This window comes from Microvirga arabica (assembly GCF_016811235.1).
Classification (GTDB): Bacteria; Pseudomonadota; Alphaproteobacteria; order Rhizobiales; family Beijerinckiaceae; genus Microvirga; species Microvirga arabica.
The window spans coordinates 30,552-57,256 of record NZ_JAFBID010000022.1; the positions used below are offsets into that span (position 1 = coordinate 30,552).

Consider the following 26,705-nt stretch of genomic DNA (forward strand, 5'->3'; position numbering starts at 1 on the left):
TCCCGCCCGGGGCATTCTCTCTCTGGCTGAAGACACCATGACCCTCACGTCAAAGACTTCGCCGGTGGCATCGCCGGCTCCGGTAGGTGGTCTCGCCCAATCGCGCGGGACGAACCCTGTTCTGAAACTAGTCTCCCGGATCATCGATTGGCCAATGGCGGGCCTGCAGCGCCTCATTGGCGAAAGGCGGATGCCTTACATCTTCCTGCTGCCGAACCTTGTGTTCTTCGGCCTATTCGTGTTCGTGCCGATCGCAATCAACTTCGTCTATTCGGTCACCGGCGGTCCTGCACTGTTTCCATCTGAGCGCCCTTACGTTGGGGCTGACCAGTACGCTTACCTGTTCGAGTGCGGGTCCTATGTGGATCCGAACAGCTGCCGTGAGGACCATTTCTGGCGCGGCGTCTACAACACGCTCTTCTTCTCCCTGTTTCAGGTTCTTGCCATGGTGGGGCTGTCGCTCCTGACTGCCGTCGTGCTCAACATGAAGATCCGCGGTCGCGGCTTCTTTCGGGCAGTTTATTTCTTTCCCGTCCTGCTGTCGCCGGTTGTGGTGGCGCTGATCTGGAAGTGGATTTTGCAGCGCGACGGTCTTTTGAACGCCGCCATCACAGGCTTCGGCGGTGACAGAATCCTCTTTCTCGCTGAGCCCGGCTGGGCCATGTTCTGGGCCATCTTCGTATCGGTCTGGGCCCATATGGGATTCTACACCCTCATCCTCCTGGCGGGCCTCCAAGCCATTCCGGCGGATATCTACGAGGCCGCCGAGATGGATGCGACGCCCCGGTGGCGCGTATTCTGGCGTCTCACCCTGCCACTGCTCTGGCCCAACCTGATCGTTGTGATCGTGCTGTCCCTGATCCGCGCCGTGCAAACCTTTGATGAGGTGTTCGTGCTCACCGGAGGCGGACCGGGCACATCCACCCTCATGGTCGTGCAGTACATTTACGAGACGGCATTCTCGAACCAGGTTCAGAATTTCGGTCTCGCGGCGGCGGCCTCCGTCGTGCTCGGCATCGTGCTCTTCGCCCTGACGTTGGCGCAGCTCGCCTTCACGCAACGCAAGTCCTCGTGAGGCCGTCATGAACATTGCTCGTCTCGCTACAGCCCGCCGCAATCCCAAAGGTTGGCATTGGACTGACATTGCAGCCTACACGTACCTGGTGCTCGGCGTGCTCCTAATGTTCGGCCCGGTGCTGTGGCTGGTTTTGTCCTCATTCAAGACACAGGCTAGCCTCCTCGAGTTTCCGCCCTCCCTTCTGCCGATGTCGCAGAAGGAAGTGACCGTGCCTGGCTACCCGCAGCCGCTGCCTCTGTTCACGGTGACTATGGAGGACGGGACCACGCGCGAGCTCGCACAGGTCCGCCGCGTCGGCATCCAAGCCCAGATGATCGATCCGGCCAACCCGGGCCAGCAGCTCAGGGTGCCCATCGACAAGCGGGTACCCGTGCGCCAGTTCGCACTCGCCACGGAAAACTACACCGAACCGCTGGAGCGCTTTGCCTTCCCGCAGTTCCTCGCGAATTCCGTTTTTGTGACGGTGGTCGCGACACTGATCACGCTTCTGATCAACTCCATGGCGGCCTATGCCCTTTCAATCTATGAGTTCAAGGGCAAGAATGCCGCCATGCTGATGGTGATTGGCACGTTGATGATCCCAATCACCATCATCCTGGTGCCGGTTTATCTGGTGGTGACCAAGCTCGGACTTGTTAATTCACTCTGGGCCGTGATCTTGCCGGGAGCAGCGACACCGACAGGCGTATTCCTCCTGCGTCAGTACATGCTGACCTTGCCGCGCGATCTCATCGAAGCGGCTCGCATGGACAAGGCATCGGAGTGGCAGATCTATTGGCGCATCGTGATGCCCCTGACCCTGCCGGCACTCGCCGTGCTAACCATCTTCTCGATCATGTGGCGCTGGAACGAGTTCCTGTGGCCGCTTGCCGTCCTGACAAAGACCGAGTCCTACACGCTGCAGATCGGCCTCAACGCTTTCCAGGGCGAGTTGCAGACGCAGTGGCAGTATCTCCTGGCGATGACCGTGATGACCCTGACCCCGGTCGCGATCGTGTTCGTGTTCCTGCAACGCTTCATCACCACCGGTATTGCCAATACCGGGATGAAATAACTGGACTGATTGAATCATGGCAGAGCTGAAGCTCATCGACATCAAGAAATCCTACGGCGCCGCCACGATCATTCACGGAGTCGATCTGGCGATCGAGGACGGCGAATTTGTAGTGTTCGTTGGCCCTTCCGGCTGCGGGAAGTCCACGCTTTTGCGCATCATCGCCGGTCTGGAGCAGGTGAGTGGCGGCGAAATCCGGATCGATGGGCAGAGCGTCACGAACGTTCCGGCCTCGGACCGCGGGCTTGCGATGGTGTTCCAGTCCTATGCGCTCTACCCGCACATGAGCGTCTACAAGAACATGGCTTTCGCTTTGGAGAACATGAGTCTGAGCCGATCCGAGATCGATCAGCGCGTCCGCCGGGCGGCCCAGATGCTTCAGCTGACCGACTATCTCGACCGCAAACCAAAAGCTCTCTCGGGCGGGCAGCGCCAGCGCGTCGCGATCGGCCGTGCGATCGTACGCGATCCCAAGATCTTCCTGTTTGACGAGCCGCTGTCCAACCTTGATGCCGAGCTGCGCGTCGCAACCCGCAAAGAGCTTGCGGCTCTCCATGCGGAGATCGGCGGCACCATGATCTACGTCACGCACGATCAAGTCGAGGCCATGACCCTGGCCGACCGCATCGTGGTGCTGCGAGCCGGACGCATCGAGCAGGTTGGAACGCCACTCGAAGTCTACAACCATCCGGCTAATCTCTTCGTGGCAGGCTTCATCGGTTCGCCCCGCATGAACCTGCTACCGGCGCGGGTAGCGGCTTCCGGACAGGTCACCATTGGAAATGACACGCGAACAATTCCTTTGCCCTCGACCGGTCAGACAGCCTCAGGGGCCAGCATAACGCTGGGCGCGCGCCCGGAGCACATTGATGTCGTAGACGAGACCCAGGCGGATCTTTTCATCACGGTCAACTTGGTGGAGCAGCTTGGGGGAGAAACCTATCTGTACGGATCGGCTCCCGGTCTCCCAGAGCTGACCGTGCGCCAGGATGGACAGGTCAGATACGACCGGAACCAAAAGGTTGGACTTCGTCTCAAGCGCGAGGCGCTTCACCTTTTCGACGCGGGCGGACAAGCAATCCGCATCCGTTGATACTGCTGAGGAGACAATTCGATGAAAGCGTTGACGGAGGGTCGCTATCGCGGCCGCGACGGAATTTGGGCCGTGTTCGATCTCGGCCGGAACGCGGAACTGCGTGTCGGCATCCTGGAGCAGGATATCGGCCGCGTCGTCATGAGGCGCGACGGCGGATATCGGCTGGACCGCGGCTGGACCATCGCGCCGGGAGGGCTCGAGCCATCCTTCGAGGGACGCTTGCGCGACTCCACAGAGGGGTTCAGCTGCCCTGAGGCCTCTGTCTCGGAGCAGGAAGGCAGGATCCAGCTGGAGGCTGCAGGCCTGACTGCTGTCATCACCCTCTCGCCTTTCGGCGTTGCTTGGCATCGCAAAGGCGAGGATCGGTCATTCCTGCAGGATCGGCCCACACAGGCGTACTTCCTGTCGCACAAGACTGGAGCGCTGCAGCATGTTATGGCCCGAGACGAGCAGGAGCGTCATTACGGCGTCGGGGACAAGGCGGGCCCTCTCGATCATACCGGCCGCCGCTTCAAGATCGATGCAGTGGATCCCTGCGGCTTCGATGCGGAGCTGAGCGATCCGCTCTACAAGATGATTCCGTTCTTTATCGTGGATGGACCCACAGGCGCGCACGGGGTCTTCTATGACAACCTCGCCGTCGGCGAGATGGATCTGGGCTGCACGATCGACAATTATCACGGCCCGTTCCGGTCCTACAGCGCACAGGACGGTGATCTCGATTTCTATGTGATGGCGGGACCCTCCGTCCCCGATGTGGTGCGCCGCTTCTCTTGGCTGACCGGCGGCCAGGCCTTCGCCCCGAAATGGTCCTTTGGGTATGGCACCACGTCCATGACCATCGCGGACGCGCCCGACGCCGATGCGAGGATCACCGACTACATCGAGAAGTGCCGGCATCATCGCATTCCCTGCGACAGCTTCCATTTCGGCTCTGGCTACACATCCATCGGGCATCGACGCTATGCCTTCAACTGGAACCGCGACAAGTTTCCGGATCCTGCCGCCACCATGGCGCGCCTGAAGGAAGCCGGCATGCAGCCGGTGACGAATCTCAAGCCGTGCCTCCTCGATGATCACCCGCGCCTGAAGGAGGCGATGGAGCGGGACATCCTCGTCAAGGATGGTGAAACCGGCGAGCCTGCTGTTGCGCAGTTCTGGGACGGTTTGGGTTTCCATGTTGACTTCACGAACCCGGGTGGTCGCGACTGGTGGCGGAACGGAATTCAGACCGCTCTGCTCGACTATGGCGTTGTCACGATCTGGAACGACAACAACGAATATGAGATCTGGGACGAGGATGCTCTGTGCCATGGTGATGGCCGTCCGTTCCCACAATCCCTGGCGCGCGCCGCGCAGCCGCTTCTCATGACGAAGTTGTCCTACGAGGCGCAGGCGGCTCACGCGCCTGGCAAACGGCCCTACGCAATCACCCGCGGGGGATCGGCAGGCCTTTGGCGTTATGCGCAGACCTGGTCAGGCGACAACGAGACCGCCTGGAAGACCCTGCGGTTTAACCTGTCTCAGGGGCTGAACATGAGCCTGTCCGGCATGTTCAACATTGGGCACGATGTCGGTGGGTTCCACGGACCCAGCCCGGATGCGGAACTGTTCAGTCGCTTCGTGGAGTTCTGCGCCCTCTGGCCGCGTTTTGTGATGAATTCCTGGAAGGACAACGGCATTGTCAACCTTCCCTGGATGCACGAGAGCATCATCCCGCAGGTTCGCGACACGATCACGCTGCGCTACCGACTGATGCCTTATCTTTACACGCAGATGTGGCGTGCTTCGCGTGACAATGAGCCGGTCGTGCGGCCCCTGTTCTATGAATTTCCGAACGATGATTCTGCCCTGATTGTCGAGGACAGCTTCATGCTCGGCCCGGACCTTCTCGTGGCTCCCGTCCTAGAGCAGGGGAAGATGGAACGGCAGGTTTATCTGCCGGAGCATGAGGGCGGCTGGTTTTCTTTCCATGATGGGCGTCACTTCGATGGAGGACAGACCATCACGGTTGCGGCTCCCCTTGGCCGACTGCCTGTTTTCGCCCGGTGCGGAGCCATGATCCCTGTCACGGGGCAGACCAGCGGAATTGACCCGCGCACTGATACGCAGCGCGAGTTAATCGTGTTCGGGGCCCCCCAGAATGATTCAGAAGGCTACCTCTACGAGGACGATGGCGACACGACGGACTGGCGAGGCGCGGGCCGGCTGGAACTCCACGTCCAGCTTCGCCCAAGCCAGAAGAACTGCGTGCTCTCCGTCGATACCAAGGGCTCGTATGGACCTGCCTTCGAGCAGATTGTGGTTCGGCCTGTCGGCATTGCGGGTGAGATCCAGATTCGGGGCTCCCAGGGCGCGGTGAAGATCGTGCAGGGAGCGCCGGCCTTCCCGCAGTGAGGATTCCGGCGCTGATTGACAGCTGACAGGTAGGATTTGACCAATGAGACAGGCTTGGAGGTGGTTCGGACCGAACGATCCGGTCACGCTGGATACGGTCCGCCAGGCGGGAGCGACGGATATCGTGTCTGCGCTCCATCACATGCCGCCAGGTGAGGCGTGGACGCTTCGCGATGTCGAGCGTCACCGCGACCTCATCGAGATTACGCCGCCGGGCCGCTCGCCTCTGAAATGGTCGGTAATCGAGAGCATTCCGGTTGCGGACGACATCAAGCGGCACGGCGCTCGCGCAAAGCAATCCATTGCGACCTGGATCGCAAGCCTTGAGGCCGCAGCCCAGGCTGGGTTGAAAATCATCTGCTACAACTTCATGCCTGTGGTGGACTGGACCCGCACGGATCTCGACTGGCCGCTGCCGACCGGAGGCACGGCGCTCCGCTTCGAGCAGGATGCCTTTGCCGCCTTCGATCTCTATGTCCTCAAGCGTCCCGACGCCGAGGCTTCCTATGATCTAGAGGCGAGGGAGCGTGCGAAGGCGGTGGCGGATGCATTGGATGAGGCTGCGGTCGAACGCCTGACGAGGACGATCGCGGCAGGCCTTCCAGGAGCCACGACCGATGCTCTGAGTCTCGATACTTTCCGCGACAGACTCGCGGCCTATCGCGGTATTGATGCGGAGAGACTGCGCGGGCACTTGATCGAGTTTCTGGAGCAGGTCGTTCCGGTTGCGGACAAGCTGGGCGTCAAGCTCACCCTTCATCCGGACGACCCGCCGCGACCCCTGTTTGGCCTCCCGCGCATCGCCTCCACAGGGGAGGATTATGCGGCACTGTTTTCAGCGGTCCCGTCTCCGGCGAACGGGATGTGCTTCTGCACTGGGAGCCTCGGGGTGCGAGCTGATAACGATCTGCCGGCGATGGCCCGCCGTTTCGCCTCTCGCATCCATTTCGCTCATCTTCGGGCCACGCGGCGGGAGGCTGACGGGTTTAGCTTTTATGAGGCGGATCATCTTGAGGGTGACGTCGACATGGTGGCCGTTCTGGACGTCCTCCTCCGAGAGGACCGCCAGCGCCCTGAGAGCGAGAAAATTCCATTCCGCCCTGATCACGGCCATCGCATCCTCGACGATCTCGCATCGGATCGCCGGATCAACCCGGGCTACACCGCCATTGGCCGCCTCAAAGGCCTTGCAGAGCTGCGCGGTGTGATGAAGGCCCTAGATCATCGCCACGCTGGCGATGCATGGTGATCCAAGGCGCAGGCCTTCACGATGCATCTTCATGCTGTCGTGGCAAGAGAACGACATGATGATCATCAACTTGGTAGGCGAAAGTCTTGGAGACCTCTTGAGCACCAAATTTAAGTGCGGAAGGTCTCCTATTGGCACGTTCCGGAACAAGGTTTGATGTCTGCTCAAGGATCAATACCGGACGTTCCCGAATACTCAGTGACCTTCCTGGCTTGACCCAGAGGTGACATTGAAGCTTCCATTGCATCAATGAGACACCCGGAACTCGGCAGCGGGAACAAAGAGAGCGGAACAACGAGTAAGCTTGGCCGTTGACACGGGCCATTGCTTGCCAGGGTTTGGCCATGCTTCTGAAAGTCGCCTATTTTATTCTGGCCTTGATCGCCTTTGGACCTGCAACGGCTCAAGAGGATCAAGCTATCAGGATCGGTCTGCTCAGATTCGGGACTGTCGCTTGGGAGATCGATACCATCCGGCATCATGGATTGGGCCGCAGGCATGGCATCGCGGTCACTCCGGTCGAGTTTGCCTCCAACGAGGCGGCCAAGGTAGCTTTGCAGACAGGCGCGGTGGACATGATCGTCACCGATTGGCCCTGGGTCGCTCGGCAGAGAGGCGAGGGAGCAGCCTTCAGCTTCATGCCCTATTCAAAGGCTGTGGGCACGTTGATGATCCCGCACGCCTCGGCCATCCGGAACCTCGCGGATCTGAAGGGGAGGAGGATCGGGGTTGCCGGCGGCCCGCTCGACAAGAGTTGGCTGCTTCTCCGAGCCCATGCCCAGAAGGAACTGGGTGTCGATCTGGCAGAGGTTGCCGAGCCCGTCTTTGGGGCTCCGCCGCTCCTGAACGAGGAGCTGGCCCGCGGGCGCATTGATGCCGTTCTCACCTACTGGCACTACGCCGCTCGTCTTGAAGCGAATGGCGCCAAATCACTCCTGACTGTTGCGGATATGATCCGCCGTCTCGGCATCAATGGTGATGTGCCGATGCTCGGCTATGCTTTCCGGGAGGAATGGGCTGAGGACAAGGGCGCTTCCCTCCAAGGCTTCATCGCGGCCTCTCGGGAGGCAAAGGCGCTGCTTGCGGGCTCGAAGGAGGAGTGGATCCGCCTCGCGCCTCAGATCGGAAGCGACGACCCGGCGGTGCTCGGTGCAATCCAGGCGGGCTTCCGTGCAGGCATTCCGGATCGGTGGTCCGCGCCCGAGCGGCAGGCGGCAGGAAATCTTTATGCTATCCTGGTCGAGATCGGAGGGGACAAGCTTGTCGGCCGAGCGAAAATCCTCGATGCGAAAACCTTCTGGCCTCCCGTGTCCTATTGAGGCTGCCGATGCGTGCGGCTGATGTTGCAGGAAGGGAGATGTGGCAGGGGATCGCCTCCGTGCTGCTGTTCCTCTGCCTGTGGCAGGTTGGTTCAGGATGGGCCGAGAGCCGTCTGTTCCCGGGGCCGCTCACCGTCTTCCAGAGCCTGATGCAGGAGGCTCTGCATGGGCCTTTAATTGATCATCTGGGCATCACCCTGATACGGGTCAGCATCAGCTTCATTATTGCCATGGCCATTGGTTCGGTCCTCGGTATTGCGCTTGGTCGCCTACCCTGGCTCGACCGGTGGCTTAGCCCATGGCTCGTCATTCTTCTCAACGTGCCGGCGCTGGTCGTCATCATCCTGACCTATGTCTGGCTTGGCTTGGTGGAAATGGCGCTTCTCGTGGCGGTCGCCGTCAACAAGGTTCCCAATGTGGCTGTCACGCTCCGCGAAGGGGCAAGAGCGCTCGAAAGGGATTATGCAGAGGTCGCGCAGATCTATCGCTTCGGACCTTGGCGGACACTGCGAGAGGTAATCATCCCGCAACTGGCGCCCTATCTTCTGGCAGCCGCGCGCAACGGCCTTGCGCTCATTTGGAAGATCGTTCTCGTGGTGGAGCTTCTTGGAAGATCCGATGGCGTCGGGTTTCAGTTGCAGAGCTATTTCCAGCTCTTCGATGTGCCGCGGGTCATGGCGTATGCGGCGGCTTTCGTTCTCTGCGTGTTGGTCATCGAAGTTGTGCTGTTCGCGCCGCTTGAGCGCTGGGCAGGTCGGTGGCGACGATGACGATGCGAGTCTCAATCAAGCGGAAGGGCAATCAAGCACAAGGAGGAGCTCCGGCTCGCGTGCTGTTCGAGAACCTGTCCTTTGAGCTAGCCGACGGAGAGGTCTGCGCCATCGTTGGCCCATCGGGCGTTGGCAAATCCAGTCTTCTGCAAATCGTGGCCGGGCTGGACCGTGATTTCGAAGGAGTGATCACGGACCTGCCGCAGCCTGTCGGATACCTTTTCCAATCACCTCGTCTTCTGCCGTGGCGGACAGCGCGGCAGAACCTGGAGCTGGTGCTCCCGGAGCAGCCCGGGACAGCAGGGGAGTGGTTGGCGCAGGTGGGTCTTGCCGGGGCGGAGGACGTCTATCCTCAGCGTCTCTCATTGGGCATGGCGCGCCGGGTGGCTCTTGCCCGTGCGCTGGCGGTCCAGCCCAAACTTCTCCTGCTGGATGAGCCGTTCTCCTCTCTGGATGAAGAGACTTCGCGGGACATGCAGAACCTCGTGGCGACGCATGTGAAGAAGCTGCGTCCGACGACGCTGTTCGTCACCCATCACTGGCACGAAGCTGCCGCGCTCGCCCAGAGGGTGATCACTCTCGACGGCTCCCCGGCACGAATCGTCGATGACCAGCCCATTCGACAGGCAAAGGCGGCTGAATGAGAGCTTTGCTGGTCCTTCTCTCACTGCTCTTGGCCGTCCCTGCCTTAGCCGACGACACAGCGATCAGGGTTGCGATCATCACGCAGGAGCGCGATCCCATCCTGCCCGTCTCGCCGCTTGATCGGGAGATCCCGGACGAGGGGTTGTCGGGTGCCCGCCTCGGGGTAGCCGACAATGCGACCACCGGTAAGTTCACGAAGCAGCGCTTCGTGCTGGTGGAACGTACCATCTCTAAAGATGGCAACCCCGCGGACATGGTCCGCGCGCTTGCGGCTGAAGGCATCCGGTTCGTGGTCACTGATCTGGACGCGCCGGCCCTGCTCGCTGCGGGGTCGGATAAGAAGGCCCACGAGATGCTGATCATCAATGCGCGTGCGCCCGATGACGAACTGCGCAACGAATCCTGCCGGGCGAATGTCCTGCACACCGTTCCAAGCCGCGCCATGCTGGCGGATGCCTTGGCGCAGTACCTTATGGCGAAGCGCTGGCGACGGTGGTTTCTGGTGACGGGAAGCCGCCCCGGGGATAAGTTGCTGGCTGAAGCCTATCGTCGGGCCGCAAAGCGGTTCGGCGCCCAGATCGTGGCGGAGAAGGACTGGACATTCAAGCCGGGTCACGCCCGCACCGACACGGGCCATGTGACACTGCAGAGCGAAATTCCGGTCCTGACTCAGGTTGCGGATCACGACGTGCTCGTCATTGCCGACGAGGCAAACGAGTTCGGCGATTACCTGCCCGGACGTACGGCGCTGCCCCGCCCCGTGGCAGGGACGCATGGACTGATCACAGCAGCGTGGAGCGCCGTATCGGAGCAGTGGGGCGCCACGCAGTTGCAGGCCCGTTTCGATAAGCTGGCTGGCCGCCGGATGGGTGCAGTCGACTATGCCGCCTGGGCTGCCGTGCGGGCCATCGGAGAGGCCGCGATCCGTTCGCGCAGCAGCGATCCTTCCGCGATCATGGCCTACTTGAGAGGTCCGGACTTTATACTCTCAGGCTTTAAGGGGCAGGGGCAAAGCTTCCGCCCGTGGGACGGACAGATGCGCCAGCCAATCTTGATTGCAGGACCACGCCTCCTCGTCTCCGTCTCGCCGCAGGCAGGGTATCTGCATCGCGGCTCTGAACTCGATACCTTAGGCACTGATCGTGAGGAGAGCCGATGCAGGTTTTAATCCTTGCTGCACTTTTTGCGTTCGCATCGCATGCCGCTTTGGCTGAGACGGTCTATGTCTCAAATGAGCAAGATAATACCGTATCGGTTATCGACGGCGCGACATCGAAGCTGATCGACACGATCCCGGTCGGACGGCGGCCGCGTGGCATCGGCCTCAGCGCAGACAAGCAGAAGCTCTATGTAGCTGTCGGAGATGACAACCGCATCGACGTGGTGGACCTGAAGACCCGGAAGATGGAGGACCCGCTGCCGTCCGGAGAGGATCCGGAACTCTTTGTCCTCCATCCCGACGGGCGCCGCCTCTTCGTGGCGAACGAGAACGACAATCTCGTCTCCGTTCTCGATATTCCCGAGCGGCGCATCGTGACCGAGGTCGAGGTAGGCGTTGAGCCGGAAGGCATGGGCGTGAGCCCCGATGGGCGCTTCGTGGTCAATACCTCCGAGACCACGAGCATGCTGCATGTGATCGATGCCGAGACGCTCGAACTCGTCGACAATGTGCTGGTGGGCACCCGTCCCCGGGTGGCGCAGGTATCTGCCGACAGCAAGCAGATCTGGGTTTCGTCCGAACTGCGGGGGACGGTGGAGGTCTTCGATGCCGAGACACGCGAGCCCTTGGCGACAATCGCTTTCGAGGTGCCCGGCGTGCCGCGCGAGTTGATCCAGGCGGTTGGCATTCAACTGGCTGCAGATGGAGCACGGGCCTATGTGGCATTAGGGCCTGCCAACCGGGTGGCCGAAGTCGATGCCAAGACCTACAAGGTGCTGCGCACCTATCTCGTCGGCCAGCGGGTCTGGCATATCGCGCTCTCGCCGGACGGCAAGCGCCTGTACACCGCCAATGGCAATTCGAGCGATGTCTCGGTGATAGATCTCCAGAACCGGGAAGTGGTGAAGACCATCGGCGTCGGGCGCTCTCCCTGGGGACTGGTCGTGGCGCCATGACAGCTCTCGTCATCGAGAACCTGAGCCATGGCTTCGGGGCACGTCAGGCGCTGTCCCATGTAAACCTGTCGGTGAAGCCAGGATCCTTCACGGTTCTCCTCGGACCCAACGGTGCGGGAAAGACGACTCTCGTCTCCCTCGTGACAGGACTCTACAACGCGCGGCAGGGTGACATCCGCATCTTCGGTCACTCGATCCGCCGCAATCCCTTGCCCGCTTTGGCCAATCTCAGCGTCGTCTTCCAGATGCCGACCCTCGATCTCGATCTGAGCGTCGAGCAGAACATGGCCTATCACGGTTCCCTGCACGGCCTGTCCCGTCGAGAGGCCAATGAGCGCGCAGGTGAGGAACTGGATCGGCTCGGCGTCGGTGACCGGAGGCGGGACAAGGTACGATCCCTCTCGGGTGGGATGCGCAGGCGTGTGGAAATCGCCCGGGCGCTTCTGCATCGGCCGAAGTTCCTGATCGTCGACGAGGCGACCGCCGGTCTCGATGTTGCCGGACGGCAGCTGCTTCTCAAGCATGTACGGTCTCTATGCAGCGAGGGCTTGAGCGTGCTTTGGGCCACCCACATGCTGGAGGAGGTGGATCCTGCCGATCACCTCTTCGTGCTGCACAAGGGACAGGTGCGCTGGGCAGGGCAGGCAAGGGAGCTCGCCTCCGGCCGAACCCTGGAGGCGGCATTCCTGAACCTTACAGGCCATGCATCATGAAGATGCGCTACGCCATGCGCGCGCTTGCCGGCATCTTGCGTCGGGAAATGCTGCGTTTTATCGGACAGCAGGGGCGGTTCGCTGCAGCCATCGTGCGGCCGCTCGTGTGGCTCGGCATCTTCGCCGTCGGATTCCGCTCGGTGCTAGGTCTATCGATCATCCCGCCCTACGAGACCTACATCCTTTACGAGGTCTATATCGTCCCAGGCCTAGTCGGGATGATGCTGCTGTTCCATGGTATGCAGAATTCCCTCTCCATGGTCTACGACCGGGAGATGGGATCGATGCGGGTGCTCCTGACCGCACCCCTGCCGCGATGGTGGCTGTTGGGAGCCCGGCTTCTCGCCAACACCGTCACGGTGCTGCCCATCGTCTACGTGTTCCTGCTGCTCGCCCGATTCTGGGATGTCCGGCCGCCCGCTTTCGGCTATGGAGCAGTCCTGCCGGCGCTCATCCTTTCCGGGCTTATGCTCGGAGCTTTCGGGCTCGCCCTCTCATCCTTCATCCGCCAGCTCGAAAACTTTGCGGGCGTGATGAACTTCGTGATCTTTCCTATGTTCTTCGCCTCGACGGCACTCTATCCGCTCTGGCGACTTGATGAGGTCAGTCCGACACTGGCAGCTATAGCCTGGGCCAATCCGTTCTCCCATGCAGTCGAGCTGATCCGCTTCGCGCTGTATCTCCAGTTCGAGCCGATGGCCTTTGCGATTTGTGCTCTGGCCTCGGCCGTTTTTTTCGGGTTCGCGGTCTGGGGCTATGATCCCGGTCAGGGGTTCTGGGCTAGGCGGGCACCCGAATGATCTTTGCCGACCGAGGAACATGGGCACCCGTTCTCAGTTGGCTCGTAGGGACAACCATTTTCGGCAGTCAGCCATGGCAGGGCCACCCAGCAGCTCGTTGCGAAAGGATTTCCGCATATTCCGCGATCCAGGATTTCTGGTCACGCTGGTCCTGATCGGGCTTCTGGCTGCCGTAGGAATCTATATTCTTATCCATGCCTCCAATGAATACGGCATCCCGATCCGGGAGTACTGGCGCTGATCCGGTTCCCACAGACTGCAATCACAACTTCGGGAACATTGTTAAAGCTCAGCTGTTGGAGTCGAGCCGCAGCTGACGCGGTATACCCTCGCGTTCGGGAGAACTCATCTTGGGTGGAGCCCGCCTTGCCCTTGGCCTGACCCTCTCGCTGATCCTTCAGCCCGCTCTTCCGATCTTTGCTCAGCCGACACCACCTCAGCCTGCCGCACCCCCCTTTGTCACCGGGCCTGAAGATGGCCAGTGGGTGATCCCGCAGAAGAACTTTGCCAATACCCGCTATAGCGATCTGTCCGAGATCAACACCGAGACCGTGAAGAACCTCCAGGTCGCCTTCACCTTCTCGACGGGCGTGAACCGGGGGCAGGAATCGGCGCCGCTCGTTGTCGGCAGCACGATGTACGTGCTCTCGCCCTATCCGAACATCCTCTACGCCCTGGACCTGACCCAGCCCGGCGCCCCGATGAAGTGGCAGTACAACCCGAAGCCGGCCGCGGCTGCACAAGGGGTGGCGTGCTGCGATGTGGTTAACCGCGGCCCCACCTTCGCGAATGGACGGATCTACTTCACAACGCTCGACGCTCATGTGGTTGCGGTGAATGCGGACACCGGCGAGGAGGTTTGGAAGACCAAGCTCGGCGACATCAATCGGGGCGAGACCATGACGATGGCGCCCCTTATCGTCAGGGACAAGGTATTTGTCGGCATTTCGGGCGGCGAATACGGAGTCAGGGGTTGGATTGAAGCGCTCAACGCTGAGGACGGCAAGAGCGTCTGGAAGGCCTACAACACCGGGCCCGATCAGGACGTGAAGATCGGCCCTACTTTCAAGCCGTTTTACGACAGCGACAAGGGCAAGGATCTGGGCGTCACCACTTGGCCGGCGGATGCCTGGCAGCAGGGTGGCGGCACGGTCTGGGGTTGGCTGTCCTATGATCCCGACCTGAACCTGCTCTATCACGGCACCGGCAATCCGGGTCCTTGGAACCCCAATCAGCGCCCCGGCGACAACAAATGGACTGCCGGCATCTTCGCCCGTGATGCGGATACAGGCGAGGCGCGGTGGTTCTACCAGACCTCTCCCCACGATCTTCACGACTGGGACAATGTCAACGAGATGATCCTGCTCGACATGGAGTGGGATGGGCAGCCCAGGAAGGTGATGGTGCATCCGGGGCGCACGGGTTTCGTCTACGTGATCGACCGTACCAACGGAGAGGTGCTCTCCGCGAAGCCCTTCCACGCGCTGACCTCGGTGACAGGCGTCGATCTCAAGACAGGTCGGCTTCAGACCAATCCTGAAAAGGAACCCGTGAACAATCGCGTGATCCGCGACATCTGCCCGACCGCGCCCGGTGCGAAGGATTGGAACCCGAGCGCCTTCTCGCACAAGACCGGCCTTCTTTATATCCCCCACATGAACATGTGCATGGACTGGGAGAGCGTGGAGCCGAACTACATCGCCGGAACGCCCTATATCGGCGCCGAGGTGCGGATGATGCCGGGCCCGGGCGGCCATATGGGTGAGTTCACCGCTTGGGACATCAGGGAGGGCAAGGAACTCTGGACCATCAACGAGCGCTTTCCTCTCTGGAGCGGCGCGCTTGCGACCGCAGGCGACGTCGTCTTCTACGGCACCATGGATGGCTGGTTCAAAGCCGTTCACGCCCGCTCGGGCGAGGTGTTGTGGCAGTTCAAGGTTGATTCCGGCATCATCGGCCAGCCGACCACCTATCGCGGCCCTGACGGCAAGCAGTACGTCGCCATTCTTTCGGGCGTTGGCGGCTGGGCGGGCTCTATTGTTTCTGCCGATCTCGACCCGCGCGACGGCACGGCCGCCAAGGGCTTCGTCAATGCCATGCGGGAGCTGAAGAACGTCACCACCAAGGGAGGAACGCTCTATGTGTTCAAGCTTCCTTAAGTGGATTGTTCTCGCAGGCTCTATGCTGCTCGTCGGTGCTGTCCAAGCCCGCGAGCTTCGCGTCTGCGCCGATCCCAACAACCTGCCGTTTTCCAACGAAGCTGGGGAAGGGTTCGAGAACAAGCTCGCTTCGCTGATAGCGGAGGAACTCGGCGCTGAGGTTCGCTATACTTGGTGGGCGCAGCGCCGCGGTTTTCTGCGCAACACCCTCAAGGCCGAAGCCTGCGATCTGGTGACGGGTCTGCCCGCTAATCTTGAAGGCGTGCGTACGACGGCGCCTTATTACCGCTCGTCCTATGTCTTCGTGACCAGGACCGGCGGTCCTGAAGTTCAGTCCCTCAACGACCCGGTTCTCCGTCAGGCGAAGATCGGCGTTCACCTTATCGGCGACGATGGCTCGAACACGCCTCCAGCCCATGCGCTCTCCCGCCGTGGCATCATCGAGAACGTGCGCGGCTACATGATCTATGGCGACTACAACGATCCGAATCCGCCGGCCCGGATTATCGAGTCGCTGGCGAAAGGCGAGATTGACGTGGCCATCGTCTGGGGGCCTCTCGCCGGCTACTTTGCCCAGCGTGAGGGCGTGCCGCTCAAGGTGACACCCGTCCGGCCGATCTTTGACGGGCCGCAGCTACCGATGGTGTTCGATATTTCCATGGCCGTGCGCAAGGAGGATGAGGCTATGCGCCAGGAGGTGGATGCGGCACTCGCCCGGCGGCGCGGGGACGTGGATGCCATCCTTGCGGCCTTCGGCGTTCCTCGTCTCGACAACAACCTGAAGCGAGCGGGACGCGTGCCATGAGACAGCTTCTGATCCTGTCTCTGTCCGTGCTAGCCCTTGCCGCCTGTGAGCGGGAAGATCGTGAATACCGTGCCAATCCCGTCACCTCTGAGACAGAGGAAAAGATTGCGCTATCGCCCCTGTCTGCAGGCCCTAGCGGGCCGACGGAGCAGCGGTCGGGCCTGGGCCAGCAATACGAGGAAAACGCCTATCACATTGCTCAGGGCAAGAGGCTCTACATCTGGTTCAACTGCAACGGCTGTCACGCCCATGGCGGCGGTGATTCCGGGCCGCCGCTTTTGGACGACCGTTGGATCTATGGCGGGCAGATCGAGAACATCGTGCAGACGATCCGGGAGGGCCGCCCGAACGGCATGCCGTCCTTTCGGGGCAAGGTGCCGGATGACCAGATCTGGCAAATCGCGGCGTATGTCCGTTCCATGGGACGAAACGTGCCGAAACCGGCAGCGCCTGGCCGCAACGACGACATGCACCCTGGCCCTGCTGAGCAGCGCAGGCCACCGGGCGAAGTGATGGATGGCGGTCAGATCCCGCCCGCTGCGCAGATGCCACAGTGAGGTGCGGATGAGAAGGATCGCACCTGCTCTCCTGCTCCTGTGCCTGCCTCTCGGAGGATGTCAGCATTGGCAGTCGGTTCTCAATGCCCGGGGACCTGCGGCAAGCACGCTCGCCCACATGTTCTGGATCTTCGTCTCAGTGCTTGCCACAGTGTGGGTCCTGACCATGATCGCTCTTCTCCTGGCGTTGCGCAGGAGACGCCCCGAGGATGCGGACCCGCTCGCGACGAACCCCACAACCGAGCGGCGCATGACCATCACGATTTCCGTTGCCATCGGTCTGACGCTCCTGACAGTCATTTCCTTGACCGGATTGAGCTACGCAGCCCAGAAGGTGCTGTTTGCTCATAAGGATGGAGCTCTGACGCTGCTGGTCACGGGGCAGCAATGGTGGTGGAAGATCACGTACGAGGATTCCCAGCCGAACCGGGTCTTCACCACCGCGAACGAGATCCACATCCCGGTGGGCGAGCCGGTGCTGATCAAGCTCGAATCCTCCGACGTGATCCACTCCTTCTGGGTCCCGAGCCTCACCGGCAAGATGGATGCCATCACCGGCCGGCAGAACCAGATCCAGATTCAGGCTGACCGCCCGGGTATCTATCGCGGGCAATGCGCCGAGTATTGCGGGCTCCAGCATGCCCATATGGGCCTCATTGTCGTTGCCGAGAGCAAGGAGGACTTTGAGCGCTGGCGTGAGCAGCAGATATCCTCGGCCATTCCTCCTGGTGACGAGGAGCGCCAGCGGGGCATGGAGATTTTCATGTCAAAACCCTGCATCATGTGCCACCAGATCCGCGGCACGGATGCGGGCGGCAAGATCGCGCCCGACCTCACCCATGTGGGCAGCCGCCGCTATATCGCGGCCGGAACCCTGGAGACGACCCGAGGCAACATCGCCGCGTGGATCGTCGATCCGCATGGCGTCAAGCCCGGCGTGAACATGCCGACAATCCAGCTCGAACCCGATGAGGTTCAACCTCTTGCAAGCTATCTGGAGGGGTTGAAGTGACCCGGGCCCTCACGTCCCATGAATTCGATGCCGTTCCCGAGGTCACCCGATTGGCCACCGGCGAGCGCGGCGGCCTACCGGGCGTTCAGAGCGAGGCGGATGCCCCGCCGAGCCCGGATGAACTGCGTGACGATCAGGTGGATGGGCCGGAGCTCTCAGCACGTCTTGCCAAGACCTGGGGGACCGAGAAGGGCCTGATCGGCGCACTCTCGACAGTCGATCACAAGATCATCGGCCGACGCTACATCATCACGGCCATCATTTTCCTCTTTCTCGGCGGCCTGTCGGCGGTGGCCATGCGCCTGCAACTGGCTCAGCCCGAGAGCAAGCTGATCAGCCCGGATCTCTACAATCAGCTCTTCACCATGCATGGCACGACGATGATGTTCCTCTTCGGCGTGCCCATCGGCGAGGCGTTTGCGGTCTATCTCGTGCCGCTCATGGTCGGGGCTCGCAACATCGCGTTTCCGCGCCTGAATGCCTTCTCCTATTATGTCTATCTGTTCGGCGGCATCATGATCTGGGTCGCCTTTATGTTGAACATCGGGCCCGATACAGGCTGGTTCTCCTACGTGCCCCTCGCCGGGCCGGAGTTCTCGCCGGGCAAACGTGTCGACTTCTGGGCGCAGATGATCACCTTCACGGAGGTGGCCGGCATCGCGGTCGCGATCTCGGTGATCGTCACCGTTTTCAAGATGCGCGCTCCTGGGATGACGCTCGACCGGATCCCGCTCTTCGTCTGGGCCGAACTGGTCAACTCCTTCGTGATTGTCTTTGCTCTGCCGGCCGTCGTCACCGCGTCTGCCATGCTGATCCTGGACAGGCTGGTAGGCACTCACTTCTTCAATCCGGCGGAAGGCGGGGATGCGCTGCTTTACCAGCACCTGTTCTGGTTCTTCGGCCACCCGGAAGTCTACATCATCTTCCTGCCTGCTACTGGATGGGTGTCCGCAATCGTGGTCACCTTCGCAAGGCGCCAAGCCTTTGGCTACATCGCCCTCGTGCTCTCTCTCATCGCAACCGGCTTCCTGTCGTTCGGGCTTTGGGTGCATCACATGTTCACCACGGGCCTGCCGCAGTTGGGCGCCAGCTTCTTCACTGCGTCGAGTATGCTCATCGCGATCCCGAACGGCATTCAGATCTTCTGCTGGATCGCGACGCTTTGGGACGGGCGGCCCGTTTTCCGCACACCGCTTCTCTTCGTGATCGGATTCTTCTTCATCTTCGTTGCGGGTGGCCTCTCGGGCATTATGCTCGCCTCCGTGCCCCTTGATACTCAGGTGCACGACACGTTCTTCGTCGTTGCCCATTTCCATTATGTGCTCATCGGCGGCAACGTGTTCCCGCTTCTCGGCGCAATCTATTATTGGTTCCCGAAATTTACCGGTCGTATGATGAGCGAGCGGTTGGGCAAGTGGCATTTCTGGCTCGCCTTCATTGGGTTCAACGTGACGTTCTTCCCCATGCACATCACGGGCCTCATGGGCATGCCCCGGCGGGTCTACACCTATCTGCCGGAAATGGGCTGGGGAAATCTCAACCTGATCTCGACCATTGGTGCGGTCCTGTTCTTCGCCAGCTTCGTCCTCTTCCTCTACAATATCATCTCAAGCGCCCGTCGCGGCCCCGTCGCGGAGCCCAATCCCTGGAATGCCGGAACCCTCGAATGGGCAGCGGCATCCCCGCCGCTGCCGCAAAACTTTGATCGCGTCCCCGTCGTCACGAACCGGGAGCCGCTCTGGGCCAACCGTGACAGCCTGCCCGTGGTGGCGGGGCTGAGCGTCGAGAACCGGGAGCAGATCGTCTCCACGATCACCCATGGACGGGCAGACCTTCGCGAGTCCTCGCCTGAGCCGTCGATCTGGCCCTTCCTGACGGCGGTGGCGACAACAATCACCTTCGTTGGGTCGATCTTCACGCCTTGGGCCGTGGTCTGGGGCAGCATCCCGCTGGCTTTGGCCCTGATGGGTTGGTTCTGGCCGAAGACCAGCACGGAGGACGAGCGATGACGGCAGGGTCCCCTGATCCTCAGGTACCATCAGGTCTGCTTCCGCACCGGATCGTGCTGAACGCCCGGCAGATGCCGAGCTATTCCTACGGACCGCGCAGCCCTATCTGGTGGGGCACCCTAGGGTTCTGCGCCGTTGAGGGCATGGGCTTCGTTCTGGCCGTCGGCGCTTACTTCTATCTCGTCTTCGTCAATGGCACCTGGCCGCTCAGCGCACCGGCTCCGGACCTCTTCTGGTCGAGCCTGCATACGGTTCTCATGCTGGGCAGCCTCTATCCCAATTACCTCGCCAAGCGGAACGGCGAGCGGGAAGACCTCAGGAAGGTTCGCCGGGATCTCGTCATCATGAGTTTGATCGGCGTCGCTCTCCTGGGATTACGCACGATGGAGCTTGGGACCACGCACGTGAAGTGGGACCACAATGCTTATGGCTCCATCGTCTGGCTGCTCCTCGGGCTTCATACCGCGCATCTCCTGACCGACGTTGTCGACACCATCGTTCTTGCTGTCCTCATGTTCACGCGGCACGGCCACGGCAAGCGCTTCTCGGACGTGGGTGACAATGCGTTCTATTGGTACTTCGTCGTGGCCTCCTGGCTGCCGATCTACGTGATCATCTATTGGTTCCCGAGGTGGTGGTGAGATCATGGCGGCATGGCTCACAAGAGGCGTTCCATCTGCCGGTATCTACGCCGGGCCTGTCGCCTGGCTTATCGACACGCAATTCAACTACGCCGCCGTACCATGGGTCTGCGCCCATCAGGTGCCGCTCGTCCCCATCTTTGCTCTCATCATGGCAGCCTTAAGCCTCTTCGGCGGCTTTCTCTCTTGGCGCGGCTACGCCACCGCTCCACTGACGCCCCCGCCGGACTCGACAGGGGCTGGTCGGCCGCACCGTTTCATGGCGCTGATCGGCATCGCCATTGCGGCCCTGTTCACAATCATCATCCTGCTTCACGGCATGGCGGGCCTCGTTTTCCATGGGTGCGAGCGATGAGGGCGGCAATCCTTCTCGCACTCCTTGCCGCCAGTGAGGCGCAGGCTCATTCAGGCCATGTGCACTGGTTCGAAATCGGCACCACATGGACTTGGGATCCCTGGGTCGTCCTTCCTCTCGCGCTTTCTGGGGGCCTCTACCTGACGGGTCTTGCAAGGCTTTGGCGCCGGGCCGGGATCGGACGCGGCGTCAAGCTCTGGCAGGCGACCTGTTTCGCTTGCGGATGGGGGCTTCTCGTCTTCGCCCTGGTCACACCCCTTCACTGGCTCGGTGAGCGCCTGTTCGTCGCGCATATGATCGAGCATGAAATCCTCATGGCTCTGGCCGCCCCGCTCCTCGTCGTGGGCCGCCCCGTCGCCATGCTCTGGGCTCTCTCGGCGGCCATGCGACGCCGGGCCGGTGGCATCGGGCAGACACCCGCTGTCGCACGATCCTGGAATTGGCTCACTTATCCCCCCGTCGCAACCTTGGTGCACGGAGGCGCGCTCTGGATCTGGCACGCTCCCGCGTTCTATGAGGCAGCCCTGGCCGATCCCTGGATCCATTGGCTCCAGCATCTCAGCTTCTTCGTCACGGCTCTTCTGTTCTGGCGTGCTCTATTGCAGGGGCGCGAAGGGGAACGGGCTTATGGCGCGGCCATCTTTTACCTGTTCGTCACCTCGCTCCATACGGGCTTTCTGGGCATCTTGCTCGCCTTCTTTCGGCGGCCCATCTATCCGACCCAGACATCCCAGGCAGCCGAGTGGGGGCTGACGCCCCTGGAAGACCAGCAGCTTGCCGGCCTCTTCATGTGGATCCCGGCGGGACTCGTCTACGCCGGGGCGGCTCTCATTCTCGCGGGGCTCTGGATTGCCAGCTCAAGCTCCTCGCGGTTCAGGGGAGGGCATCATGCCACTGCAGCGCGGTAGAGCTCTTGTTCCCGTAGCCGCCGTGCTGCTTTTGCGCTTGACCGGCATCGTCTTGGGTATGAGAAGCGGGGGGCATGCGCATGCTGGCCAGTCCAGGCCGGTCCCCCGGCGCGACTTCGATCCCCGGGCGCACGTGGCAGGTATTCGTATGCTTGGGCCAATCCGGCTGCGACGGAGATCGGTCGCCATCGCACTTGCTTTCGTCCTGCTTCTGGGGGCGGGGATCTATGCCGGCTATCAATTCAAGTTCATTCAGGACGCGCGAGCCCGCGCCGTTGCGCTGACCGCCGGCGATCCGGATTTCGGCCGAGAACTCATGCAACGCTATGGCTGTGCCGGCTGCCATACCATTCCTGGCGTTCCGCGGGCTCAGGGCAAGGTTGGCCCCACTCTCCAGGGTTTTGCAGCTCGCGTCTATATTGGTGGCGTCGCCACCAATTCTCCGGAGACCTTGATCCAGTGGATCGAGAACCCTCGTTCGATTGATCCGAAGACCGCTATGCCGATTACAGGCATCTCCCGTGCTGAGGCCCGGCATGTCGCAGCCTATCTCTACACGCTGCGTTGACATCATCAGCAAATGCCGCCGGGGCACCTCTGAGCCTGATTTGACGAGGTCGCCATATCGAAAGAGGATCATCTGCGGCATTGGTCCTGGGAAATGGACACCCACGATAGCCCATCTGGTAGCATCCTGCGTCAGAGCACGGAGTGAGGCGACCAAATGTCTCCTTCAGGCGTGAGGTCGACCTGAGCCGGAATTCCCTATTAGTGGGATCAGCGGACCTTCGTTGCGACCTGTGCTATAACTGAAATTGACCCGAAGCTGCCCTTCTGGCGCACCCTAACCTTTTGTGATCCTGTGCAGCACAAAAAAGCTCCCTCGTCGGTGGTCGCCGAGGAGGGAGCAGGATCAGGAGCTGACTTCAGATCTCAGGAGGAAGATGCCTTGCGGCACACTCCAACGTACTCTGCTGAAGACTTGCGCCCATCACCTGGGTTAAACGTGGCCGCAAGGAACACGCTTATTCTTTGGAATTCGAGTTCGCGGTTCGGTTATGCGGGCGAGATTGTTGCCGCTGGTCTGGAAGCGGCCCAAGGTGAAGTTGATCAAGCCAAGTACCGCCAGGAGACAAGCCATGGACAATCGCGAAGAGGAAATCCGGGTCAGAGCTTATCAGATCTGGGAGCGTGAGGGGCGCAGCGGTAGCCCGGAGGATCACTGGCTTGAGGCAGAGCGCGAGCTCAAGACCGAGGGGGCACCAACTGAGGCTCCGCAGGATCGCTCAGAGGCAACGGTCGAGGAAGCGCCTCCGGTTGAGGCCATTGAGGCTCTCGAAGCAGCCAGCAATGGCCCTGCAAAGCGCAAGCGGTCTCCTCGGTCATCTAAAGGCTGAACATCGCTCCTGTTAGCGTGGCTCGACTTCCAAGCTCAGGAAGGTTGGATCGAACTCGGCGAGCTCTTGCAGACGCTCCCAGTCGTCGATGACCAGCGTTTCACCGCGCCAGGTAATCAAACCTTCCTTGCGCAGATCCTGGACGACCCGGTTCACGTGAACGGTCGAGAGCCCAAGGGTGTCTCCCAGTTCCGCCTGGGTCAGGGGAAGCTTGAAGCTGTCATCCTCCGTCAGTCCGACAGCCCGCAGGCGCAGGAACATCTCGCAGAGCAGGTGAGCGGTGTGCTCCAGGGCCGAGCGCCGCCCCATGGCCACAATCCACTGACGGTGAATCGCGGCATCAACGGCAATGTTCACCCCAAGCAGCCGGGTCAGATGGGGGTGGTTTTCAGAGATCTCACGGAGGGTCTCGTGGGGGACAAAGCCAACCGAGCAGGGCGTGATCGCCAGGACGGCATGGTCCATCTTCTTCACCAGGAAGCTGTGCAGATCGACGAAGTCGCCGGGCACATGAAGGCCCGTGATCTGACGCTTGCCGTTTCTGAGAAGGCTGTAGCGCGCAGCAAAGCCCTCCAGCAGAACAGTGCTCTCGGTGGGGCGTTCCCCCTCCCGGATGATGTCCTCACCTTTGTTCACCACTCGTGGCCTGACGAGGGCACCCTCCAGGAACCATTTTTCCTCATCGGAGAGGCGATCAAAGTTCTCAAGTTTGCGGATCAGGCGGTTGTGCAGGATGGACCTCCTCTAGGGCAACTTCGACCGCTCTCCCGGCGGTGTGTTCACTCCTGACTGGGAGCATAGCAAAGCTGGTGCAAGAGGGCCATGCAAGGCTCAGTTAATAACCCTGCGCAGGCTGAAACCCTGACTATCAATGACGACAATGCTGCGCAGAAGTCATGATCGTCGCACCGGCTGCGCATCCTCCAGGACAAGGTCCCCGGTTGCAGGAAGGCTGATGGTGCAGTGCAGCCCATCTGGCGTGAACTCCAGGTTCGCTTCACCGCCAAGGTCATAGGCGAGGATCCGCTCGATCAGCTCCGTCCCGAAGCCGCGCCGCTTTGGCTTCTCGCCGGAAAGCTTCACTCCCGTCTCGGTCCAGCGGAGCACAAGACGGGGCTGCTCCGGCGTCTCCTCAATGGTCCATTCTACCGCTATGCGGCCCTGCTCAGCGGAGAGAGCGCCATACTTCACTGCGTTGGTCGCCAGCTCGTGGATCGCAAGCGCCACCGTCTCGGCCGCTTTCGCTTGGAGGCGGACATTTGGGCCCTTGATGTGCCTGACCTGCTCGCCTTCCTGAGCCCCGACCGACAGGAGTGTATCCGCGACCAGCGTGGTCAGGTCGAGGCCCGCAGCGGGGGTTCTTGTGACCGCTGCCTGCACCCGGGCAAAGGCATCGATGCGTCCCTCCAGGTGCATGGCGTAATCTTCCACGCTCTCGCTGGTCTGTGCCGTCCGGCGGGCGATGGAGCGCACCACCGCCAGCGTGTTCCTCACCCGATGCTGGAGTTCGGCCAGGAGCAGCTTGGCCTGGCGCTCGCTCTCGCGCAGCCGCTCCTCCGCCTGTATGCGCTCGGTGACATCCTGTCCGATCTTGAGAAAGCCTCGAAGCTCACCATTGCTATCGTGAAGAGCCCTGACGCTCCCCTCGATGAAGACCCGCGAGCCATCCTTGTGCAGATGCCAGCGCACGTTGGGAGCAGAGCGCTCCTTCCGCGCCGTCTCTATCTCTTTCCGGTCCTCGCCTGCTTCCCGATCTTCGGGCGTAAACAGGATCGCGGAATACTGGCCCTTGATCTCGTCCGCCGTCCACCCGAACACGGCTTGAGCACCGGGCGTCCATTCGGTGATCCGATCCTCCGCGTCGGTCAGGACGATTGCGTAGTCGAGGGTATTCTCGACAATGAGCCGGAAGCTCTCCTCTTGGCGGTGCAGCGTCCGCACCTTGTGCAGACGGTCGATTACCGGCCCGAGTAGGGTGGCGTAGGTGCGAAGGAACTCGGTGTCCTCCTCACTGAAGGTTCGTCGCTTGGTGGCATCCACCTGCAACAGCCCAAAGGCTTGCCCGCCAGGCACGAAGATCGGCACGTTCGCCAACGCGACCACGCCCGCCTCCTTCATGAAGTCGGGAACTTCGAAGCGCTCCTCCTTGGCAATGTCCTGCGTGATGACGGGCTTGCCCTCGTTGATCGAATACGTCTCGGAGGAGCGCTCGCTCATCGGCAGCCGCAGGTGTCCGACGATATCGGGCTTCCAGCCGACGCCAGCCCGCACGAACAGGCACTGGCCGTCCTCCTGGATCTCCAGGATCTTGGCCCGGCCAGTCCCAAGCGCCTCGCCCACAAGGCGGCAGGCTTCGGTGAGGACCGCGTCAAGGTCACCGCTGCGTAGCGCGAACTCGCCGAAATCGGCCAGCACCTTCTGGCGCCGCATCATCTGCTCGCTGTCGACCATCACATCTCCCTACCGGTGGCATCTGCCGAGGGGCAGCGGGTCCCCTGACATTGCCTGTGCCCCGTTGCTTGTCCTGGATGCCCACACAAACGCCCAAGCAGCCGGAAAGTCACCGGAGCCGGCGATCAGACCTCATCGCCATCGAGGTGGCGGCCCTCGGGGTTGAGATGCAGGTGGTTGGGTGACCATGGTGACGCGTCTGAGCGCCTCCAGATTCAGGCTGGTGACGGGCTCGCGCATGAGGGCCTGGAACAGCGCTCCTTAACCTGTGTTGGTGTGGAGCCGCAGGAACCGTCCCGGCGAGGGCATCGGAGGAAAGAGCATGACCAGCACGGCAGAGACAGGGGCCTTGACTTATCGCCGGGTGCTCATCGTCGAGGATGAGTACTTCCTGGCGGATGACATGGCCCAGTCTCTCCGGAAGTTCGGGGCGGACGTGGTAGGACCGGTCCGCTCGACGGACGAGGCCCTGGCGCTTCTGGCGGAGGAGCCTGTGGATGCGGCTGTGCTGGACATCAACCTGAAAGGCCAGATGGTCTACCCTGTTGCCGATGCGCTGCGGGAGCAGGGCGTGCCCTTCATCTTCGCCACCGGCTATGACAAAGCCGCCGTGCCGGAGGCCTACAGGGATGTTCCGCGCTGGGAGAAGCCCTTCCGCCCGGAGGACCTCGCCAAGGCGTTGCCAGGTCTCGTGCAGAAATCATGAGGTTCATACACGAGGCGAGTGCAGGACTTCTGCTCGTTGAGCTTGCGAATGTTGATTCTTGGCACGGGGCAGACCTTAGCCGCATTTCCGCAATGGGACTGCGAGGCGACCTTCACGCGATCTCGCTTGAGGGCTCAGGTTGATCCTTTCCGGACGTAAGCTCCCGCGCCGTCATGCGGGGGGTCACTAGCTCCAGTCGGCCGCTGGGTCAGCTTTGGCCTCTAGTTCCTGTGCAAGGGATAGGCGGCAGGTCACTAACATCCAGGCGTCCTGGACGGAGCAGGAGCGAGGTGAAGAGGGCCGTTTCACAGTCCAGCTCATTCTCGACAATGGCGTTGAGAAATACATCCTGCAGCCCGATGCCGAGGACCTTGAGCCGATGCTGAAGCTGTTCGCCCTGAGCGATCACACGATATTCGACCTGGAGCGCAAGGTGCTCATGTTCTCCAACCTGAAGACGAAGTAGGTG

General features: G+C 61.5%; 27 protein-coding genes. 25 read left to right on the forward strand and 2 right to left on the reverse strand.

Going from position 1 to position 26,705, the window contains the following annotated elements:
* Window positions 1-37 precede the first annotated feature (37 nt).
* The 23 genes from JQC81_RS13335 to JQC81_RS13445 all read left to right on the forward strand — a co-directional run bounded on the left by JQC81_RS13335 (window position 38) and on the right by JQC81_RS13445 (window position 23,079).
* Window positions 38-1,075, forward strand: coding sequence for a carbohydrate ABC transporter permease (locus tag JQC81_RS13335; protein WP_203272300.1), 1,038 nt, complete (start codon window positions 38-40; stop codon window positions 1,073-1,075).
* A gap of 7 nt (window positions 1,076-1,082) precedes the next feature.
* Entirely contained in the window at window positions 1,083-2,132 is a 1,050-nt protein-coding gene (locus tag JQC81_RS13340) for a carbohydrate ABC transporter permease (RefSeq protein ID WP_203272301.1), read from the forward strand.
* 13 nt (window positions 2,133-2,145) lie between these two features.
* The gene (locus JQC81_RS13345; RefSeq protein ID WP_376772404.1) at window positions 2,146-3,225 is read left to right on the forward strand and encodes an ABC transporter ATP-binding protein; all 1,080 of its coding nucleotides are present in this window, start codon (window positions 2,146-2,148) and stop codon (window positions 3,223-3,225) included.
* 21 nt (window positions 3,226-3,246) lie between these two features.
* A complete protein-coding gene (locus tag JQC81_RS13350; protein WP_203272303.1) occupies window positions 3,247-5,625 on the forward strand; it encodes a glycoside hydrolase family 31 protein in 2,379 nt (792 codons plus the stop codon).
* 43 nt (window positions 5,626-5,668) lie between these two features.
* On the forward strand, window positions 5,669-6,874 hold the full coding sequence (gene uxuA, locus JQC81_RS13355) for a mannonate dehydratase (RefSeq protein WP_203272304.1): 1,206 nt from the start codon (window positions 5,669-5,671) through the stop codon (window positions 6,872-6,874).
* A gap of 344 nt (window positions 6,875-7,218) precedes the next feature.
* A complete protein-coding gene (locus JQC81_RS13360) occupies window positions 7,219-8,193 on the forward strand; it encodes an ABC transporter substrate-binding protein (protein ID WP_203272305.1) in 975 nt (324 codons plus the stop codon).
* An 8-nt stretch (window positions 8,194-8,201) separates the two neighbouring features.
* On the forward strand, window positions 8,202-8,963 hold the full coding sequence (locus JQC81_RS13365) for an ABC transporter permease (protein WP_246520398.1): 762 nt from the start codon (window positions 8,202-8,204) through the stop codon (window positions 8,961-8,963).
* 59 nt (window positions 8,964-9,022) lie between these two features.
* Window positions 9,023-9,607 carry an ABC transporter ATP-binding protein gene (locus JQC81_RS13370; protein ID WP_203272306.1) on the forward strand — a complete coding sequence of 195 codons (585 nt, stop codon included), beginning with the start codon at window positions 9,023-9,025 and terminating at the stop codon, window positions 9,605-9,607.
* A complete protein-coding gene (gene pedA1 / locus JQC81_RS13375) occupies window positions 9,604-10,776 on the forward strand; it encodes a lanthanide ABC transporter ABC transporter substrate-binding protein PedA1 (RefSeq protein WP_203272307.1) in 1,173 nt (390 codons plus the stop codon). Before JQC81_RS13370 ends, pedA1 begins: the two co-directional genes overlap by 4 nt.
* Window positions 10,764-11,723, forward strand: a complete 960-nt coding sequence (locus JQC81_RS13380; protein ID WP_203272308.1) for a PQQ-dependent catabolism-associated beta-propeller protein — start codon at window positions 10,764-10,766, stop codon at window positions 11,721-11,723. The genes pedA1 and JQC81_RS13380 overlap by 13 nt, the downstream gene beginning before the upstream one ends.
* Window positions 11,720-12,436, forward strand: coding sequence for a lanthanide ABC transporter ATP-binding protein PedB/LutE (pedB, locus tag JQC81_RS13385; protein WP_203272309.1), 717 nt, complete (start codon window positions 11,720-11,722; stop codon window positions 12,434-12,436). Before JQC81_RS13380 ends, pedB begins: the two co-directional genes overlap by 4 nt.
* Window positions 12,433-13,236, forward strand: a complete 804-nt coding sequence (pedC, locus tag JQC81_RS13390; RefSeq protein ID WP_203272310.1) for a lanthanide ABC transporter permease protein PedC — start codon at window positions 12,433-12,435, stop codon at window positions 13,234-13,236. The genes pedB and pedC overlap by 4 nt, the downstream gene beginning before the upstream one ends.
* 73 nt (window positions 13,237-13,309) lie before the next feature.
* Window positions 13,310-13,477, forward strand: coding sequence for a hypothetical protein (locus JQC81_RS13395; protein ID WP_203272311.1), 168 nt, complete (start codon window positions 13,310-13,312; stop codon window positions 13,475-13,477).
* Between the two features lie 109 nt (window positions 13,478-13,586).
* Window positions 13,587-15,395 carry a methanol/ethanol family PQQ-dependent dehydrogenase gene (locus JQC81_RS13400; protein ID WP_203272312.1) on the forward strand — a complete coding sequence of 603 codons (1,809 nt, stop codon included), beginning with the start codon at window positions 13,587-13,589 and terminating at the stop codon, window positions 15,393-15,395.
* A 22-nt stretch (window positions 15,396-15,417) separates the two neighbouring features.
* The gene (locus JQC81_RS13405) at window positions 15,418-16,200 is read left to right on the forward strand and encodes a substrate-binding domain-containing protein (protein ID WP_246520399.1); all 783 of its coding nucleotides are present in this window, start codon (window positions 15,418-15,420) and stop codon (window positions 16,198-16,200) included.
* On the forward strand, window positions 16,197-16,757 hold the full coding sequence (locus JQC81_RS13410) for a c-type cytochrome (RefSeq protein WP_160884966.1): 561 nt from the start codon (window positions 16,197-16,199) through the stop codon (window positions 16,755-16,757). Before JQC81_RS13405 ends, JQC81_RS13410 begins: the two co-directional genes overlap by 4 nt.
* A gap of 7 nt (window positions 16,758-16,764) precedes the next feature.
* A complete protein-coding gene (gene coxB, locus JQC81_RS13415; protein ID WP_203272313.1) occupies window positions 16,765-17,769 on the forward strand; it encodes a cytochrome c oxidase subunit II in 1,005 nt (334 codons plus the stop codon).
* Window positions 17,770-17,891: 122 nt separating this feature from the next.
* A complete protein-coding gene (gene ctaD, locus JQC81_RS13420; RefSeq protein ID WP_246520409.1) occupies window positions 17,892-19,778 on the forward strand; it encodes a cytochrome c oxidase subunit I in 1,887 nt (628 codons plus the stop codon).
* Window positions 19,775-20,419 carry a cytochrome c oxidase subunit 3 gene (locus JQC81_RS13425; RefSeq protein WP_160884968.1) on the forward strand — a complete coding sequence of 215 codons (645 nt, stop codon included), beginning with the start codon at window positions 19,775-19,777 and terminating at the stop codon, window positions 20,417-20,419. The genes ctaD and JQC81_RS13425 overlap by 4 nt, the downstream gene beginning before the upstream one ends.
* 4 nt (window positions 20,420-20,423) lie before the next feature.
* On the forward strand, window positions 20,424-20,774 hold the full coding sequence (locus JQC81_RS13430) for a hypothetical protein (RefSeq protein ID WP_203272314.1): 351 nt from the start codon (window positions 20,424-20,426) through the stop codon (window positions 20,772-20,774).
* Window positions 20,771-21,682 (forward strand): cytochrome c oxidase assembly protein, encoded by a 912-nt coding sequence (locus tag JQC81_RS13435; RefSeq protein ID WP_203272315.1) that lies wholly within the window; start codon window positions 20,771-20,773, stop codon window positions 21,680-21,682. The genes JQC81_RS13430 and JQC81_RS13435 overlap by 4 nt, the downstream gene beginning before the upstream one ends.
* Complete coding sequence (locus tag JQC81_RS13440) at window positions 21,663-22,250, forward strand: c-type cytochrome (RefSeq protein ID WP_246520400.1); 588 nt, start codon at window positions 21,663-21,665, stop codon at window positions 22,248-22,250. Before JQC81_RS13435 ends, JQC81_RS13440 begins: the two co-directional genes overlap by 20 nt.
* 571 nt (window positions 22,251-22,821) lie before the next feature.
* Window positions 22,822-23,079: a DUF2934 domain-containing protein gene (locus tag JQC81_RS13445; protein WP_203272316.1), complete on the forward strand. Its 258-nt coding sequence runs from the start codon at window positions 22,822-22,824 to the stop codon at window positions 23,077-23,079.
* Between the two features lie 12 nt (window positions 23,080-23,091).
* On the opposite strand, the gene JQC81_RS13450 is transcribed toward JQC81_RS13445, so the two are convergent.
* Together JQC81_RS13450 and JQC81_RS13455 are read right to left on the reverse strand one after the other, a co-directional pair.
* Window positions 23,092-23,811 carry a Crp/Fnr family transcriptional regulator gene (locus JQC81_RS13450; RefSeq protein ID WP_203272346.1) on the reverse strand — a complete coding sequence of 240 codons (720 nt, stop codon included), beginning with the start codon at window positions 23,809-23,811 and terminating at the stop codon, window positions 23,092-23,094.
* A gap of 162 nt (window positions 23,812-23,973) precedes the next feature.
* Window positions 23,974-25,530, reverse strand: coding sequence for a sensor histidine kinase (locus tag JQC81_RS13455; RefSeq protein ID WP_203272317.1), 1,557 nt, complete (start codon window positions 25,528-25,530; stop codon window positions 23,974-23,976).
* A 322-nt stretch (window positions 25,531-25,852) separates the two neighbouring features.
* Between JQC81_RS13455 and JQC81_RS13460 the strand changes: the two genes are divergently transcribed.
* Both JQC81_RS13460 and JQC81_RS13465 read left to right on the forward strand, forming a co-directional pair.
* A complete protein-coding gene (locus JQC81_RS13460; RefSeq protein ID WP_203272318.1) occupies window positions 25,853-26,236 on the forward strand; it encodes a response regulator in 384 nt (127 codons plus the stop codon).
* A 214-nt stretch (window positions 26,237-26,450) separates the two neighbouring features.
* Window positions 26,451-26,702, forward strand: coding sequence for a hypothetical protein (locus JQC81_RS13465; RefSeq protein ID WP_203272319.1), 252 nt, complete (start codon window positions 26,451-26,453; stop codon window positions 26,700-26,702).
* Window positions 26,703-26,705 lie beyond the last annotated feature (3 nt).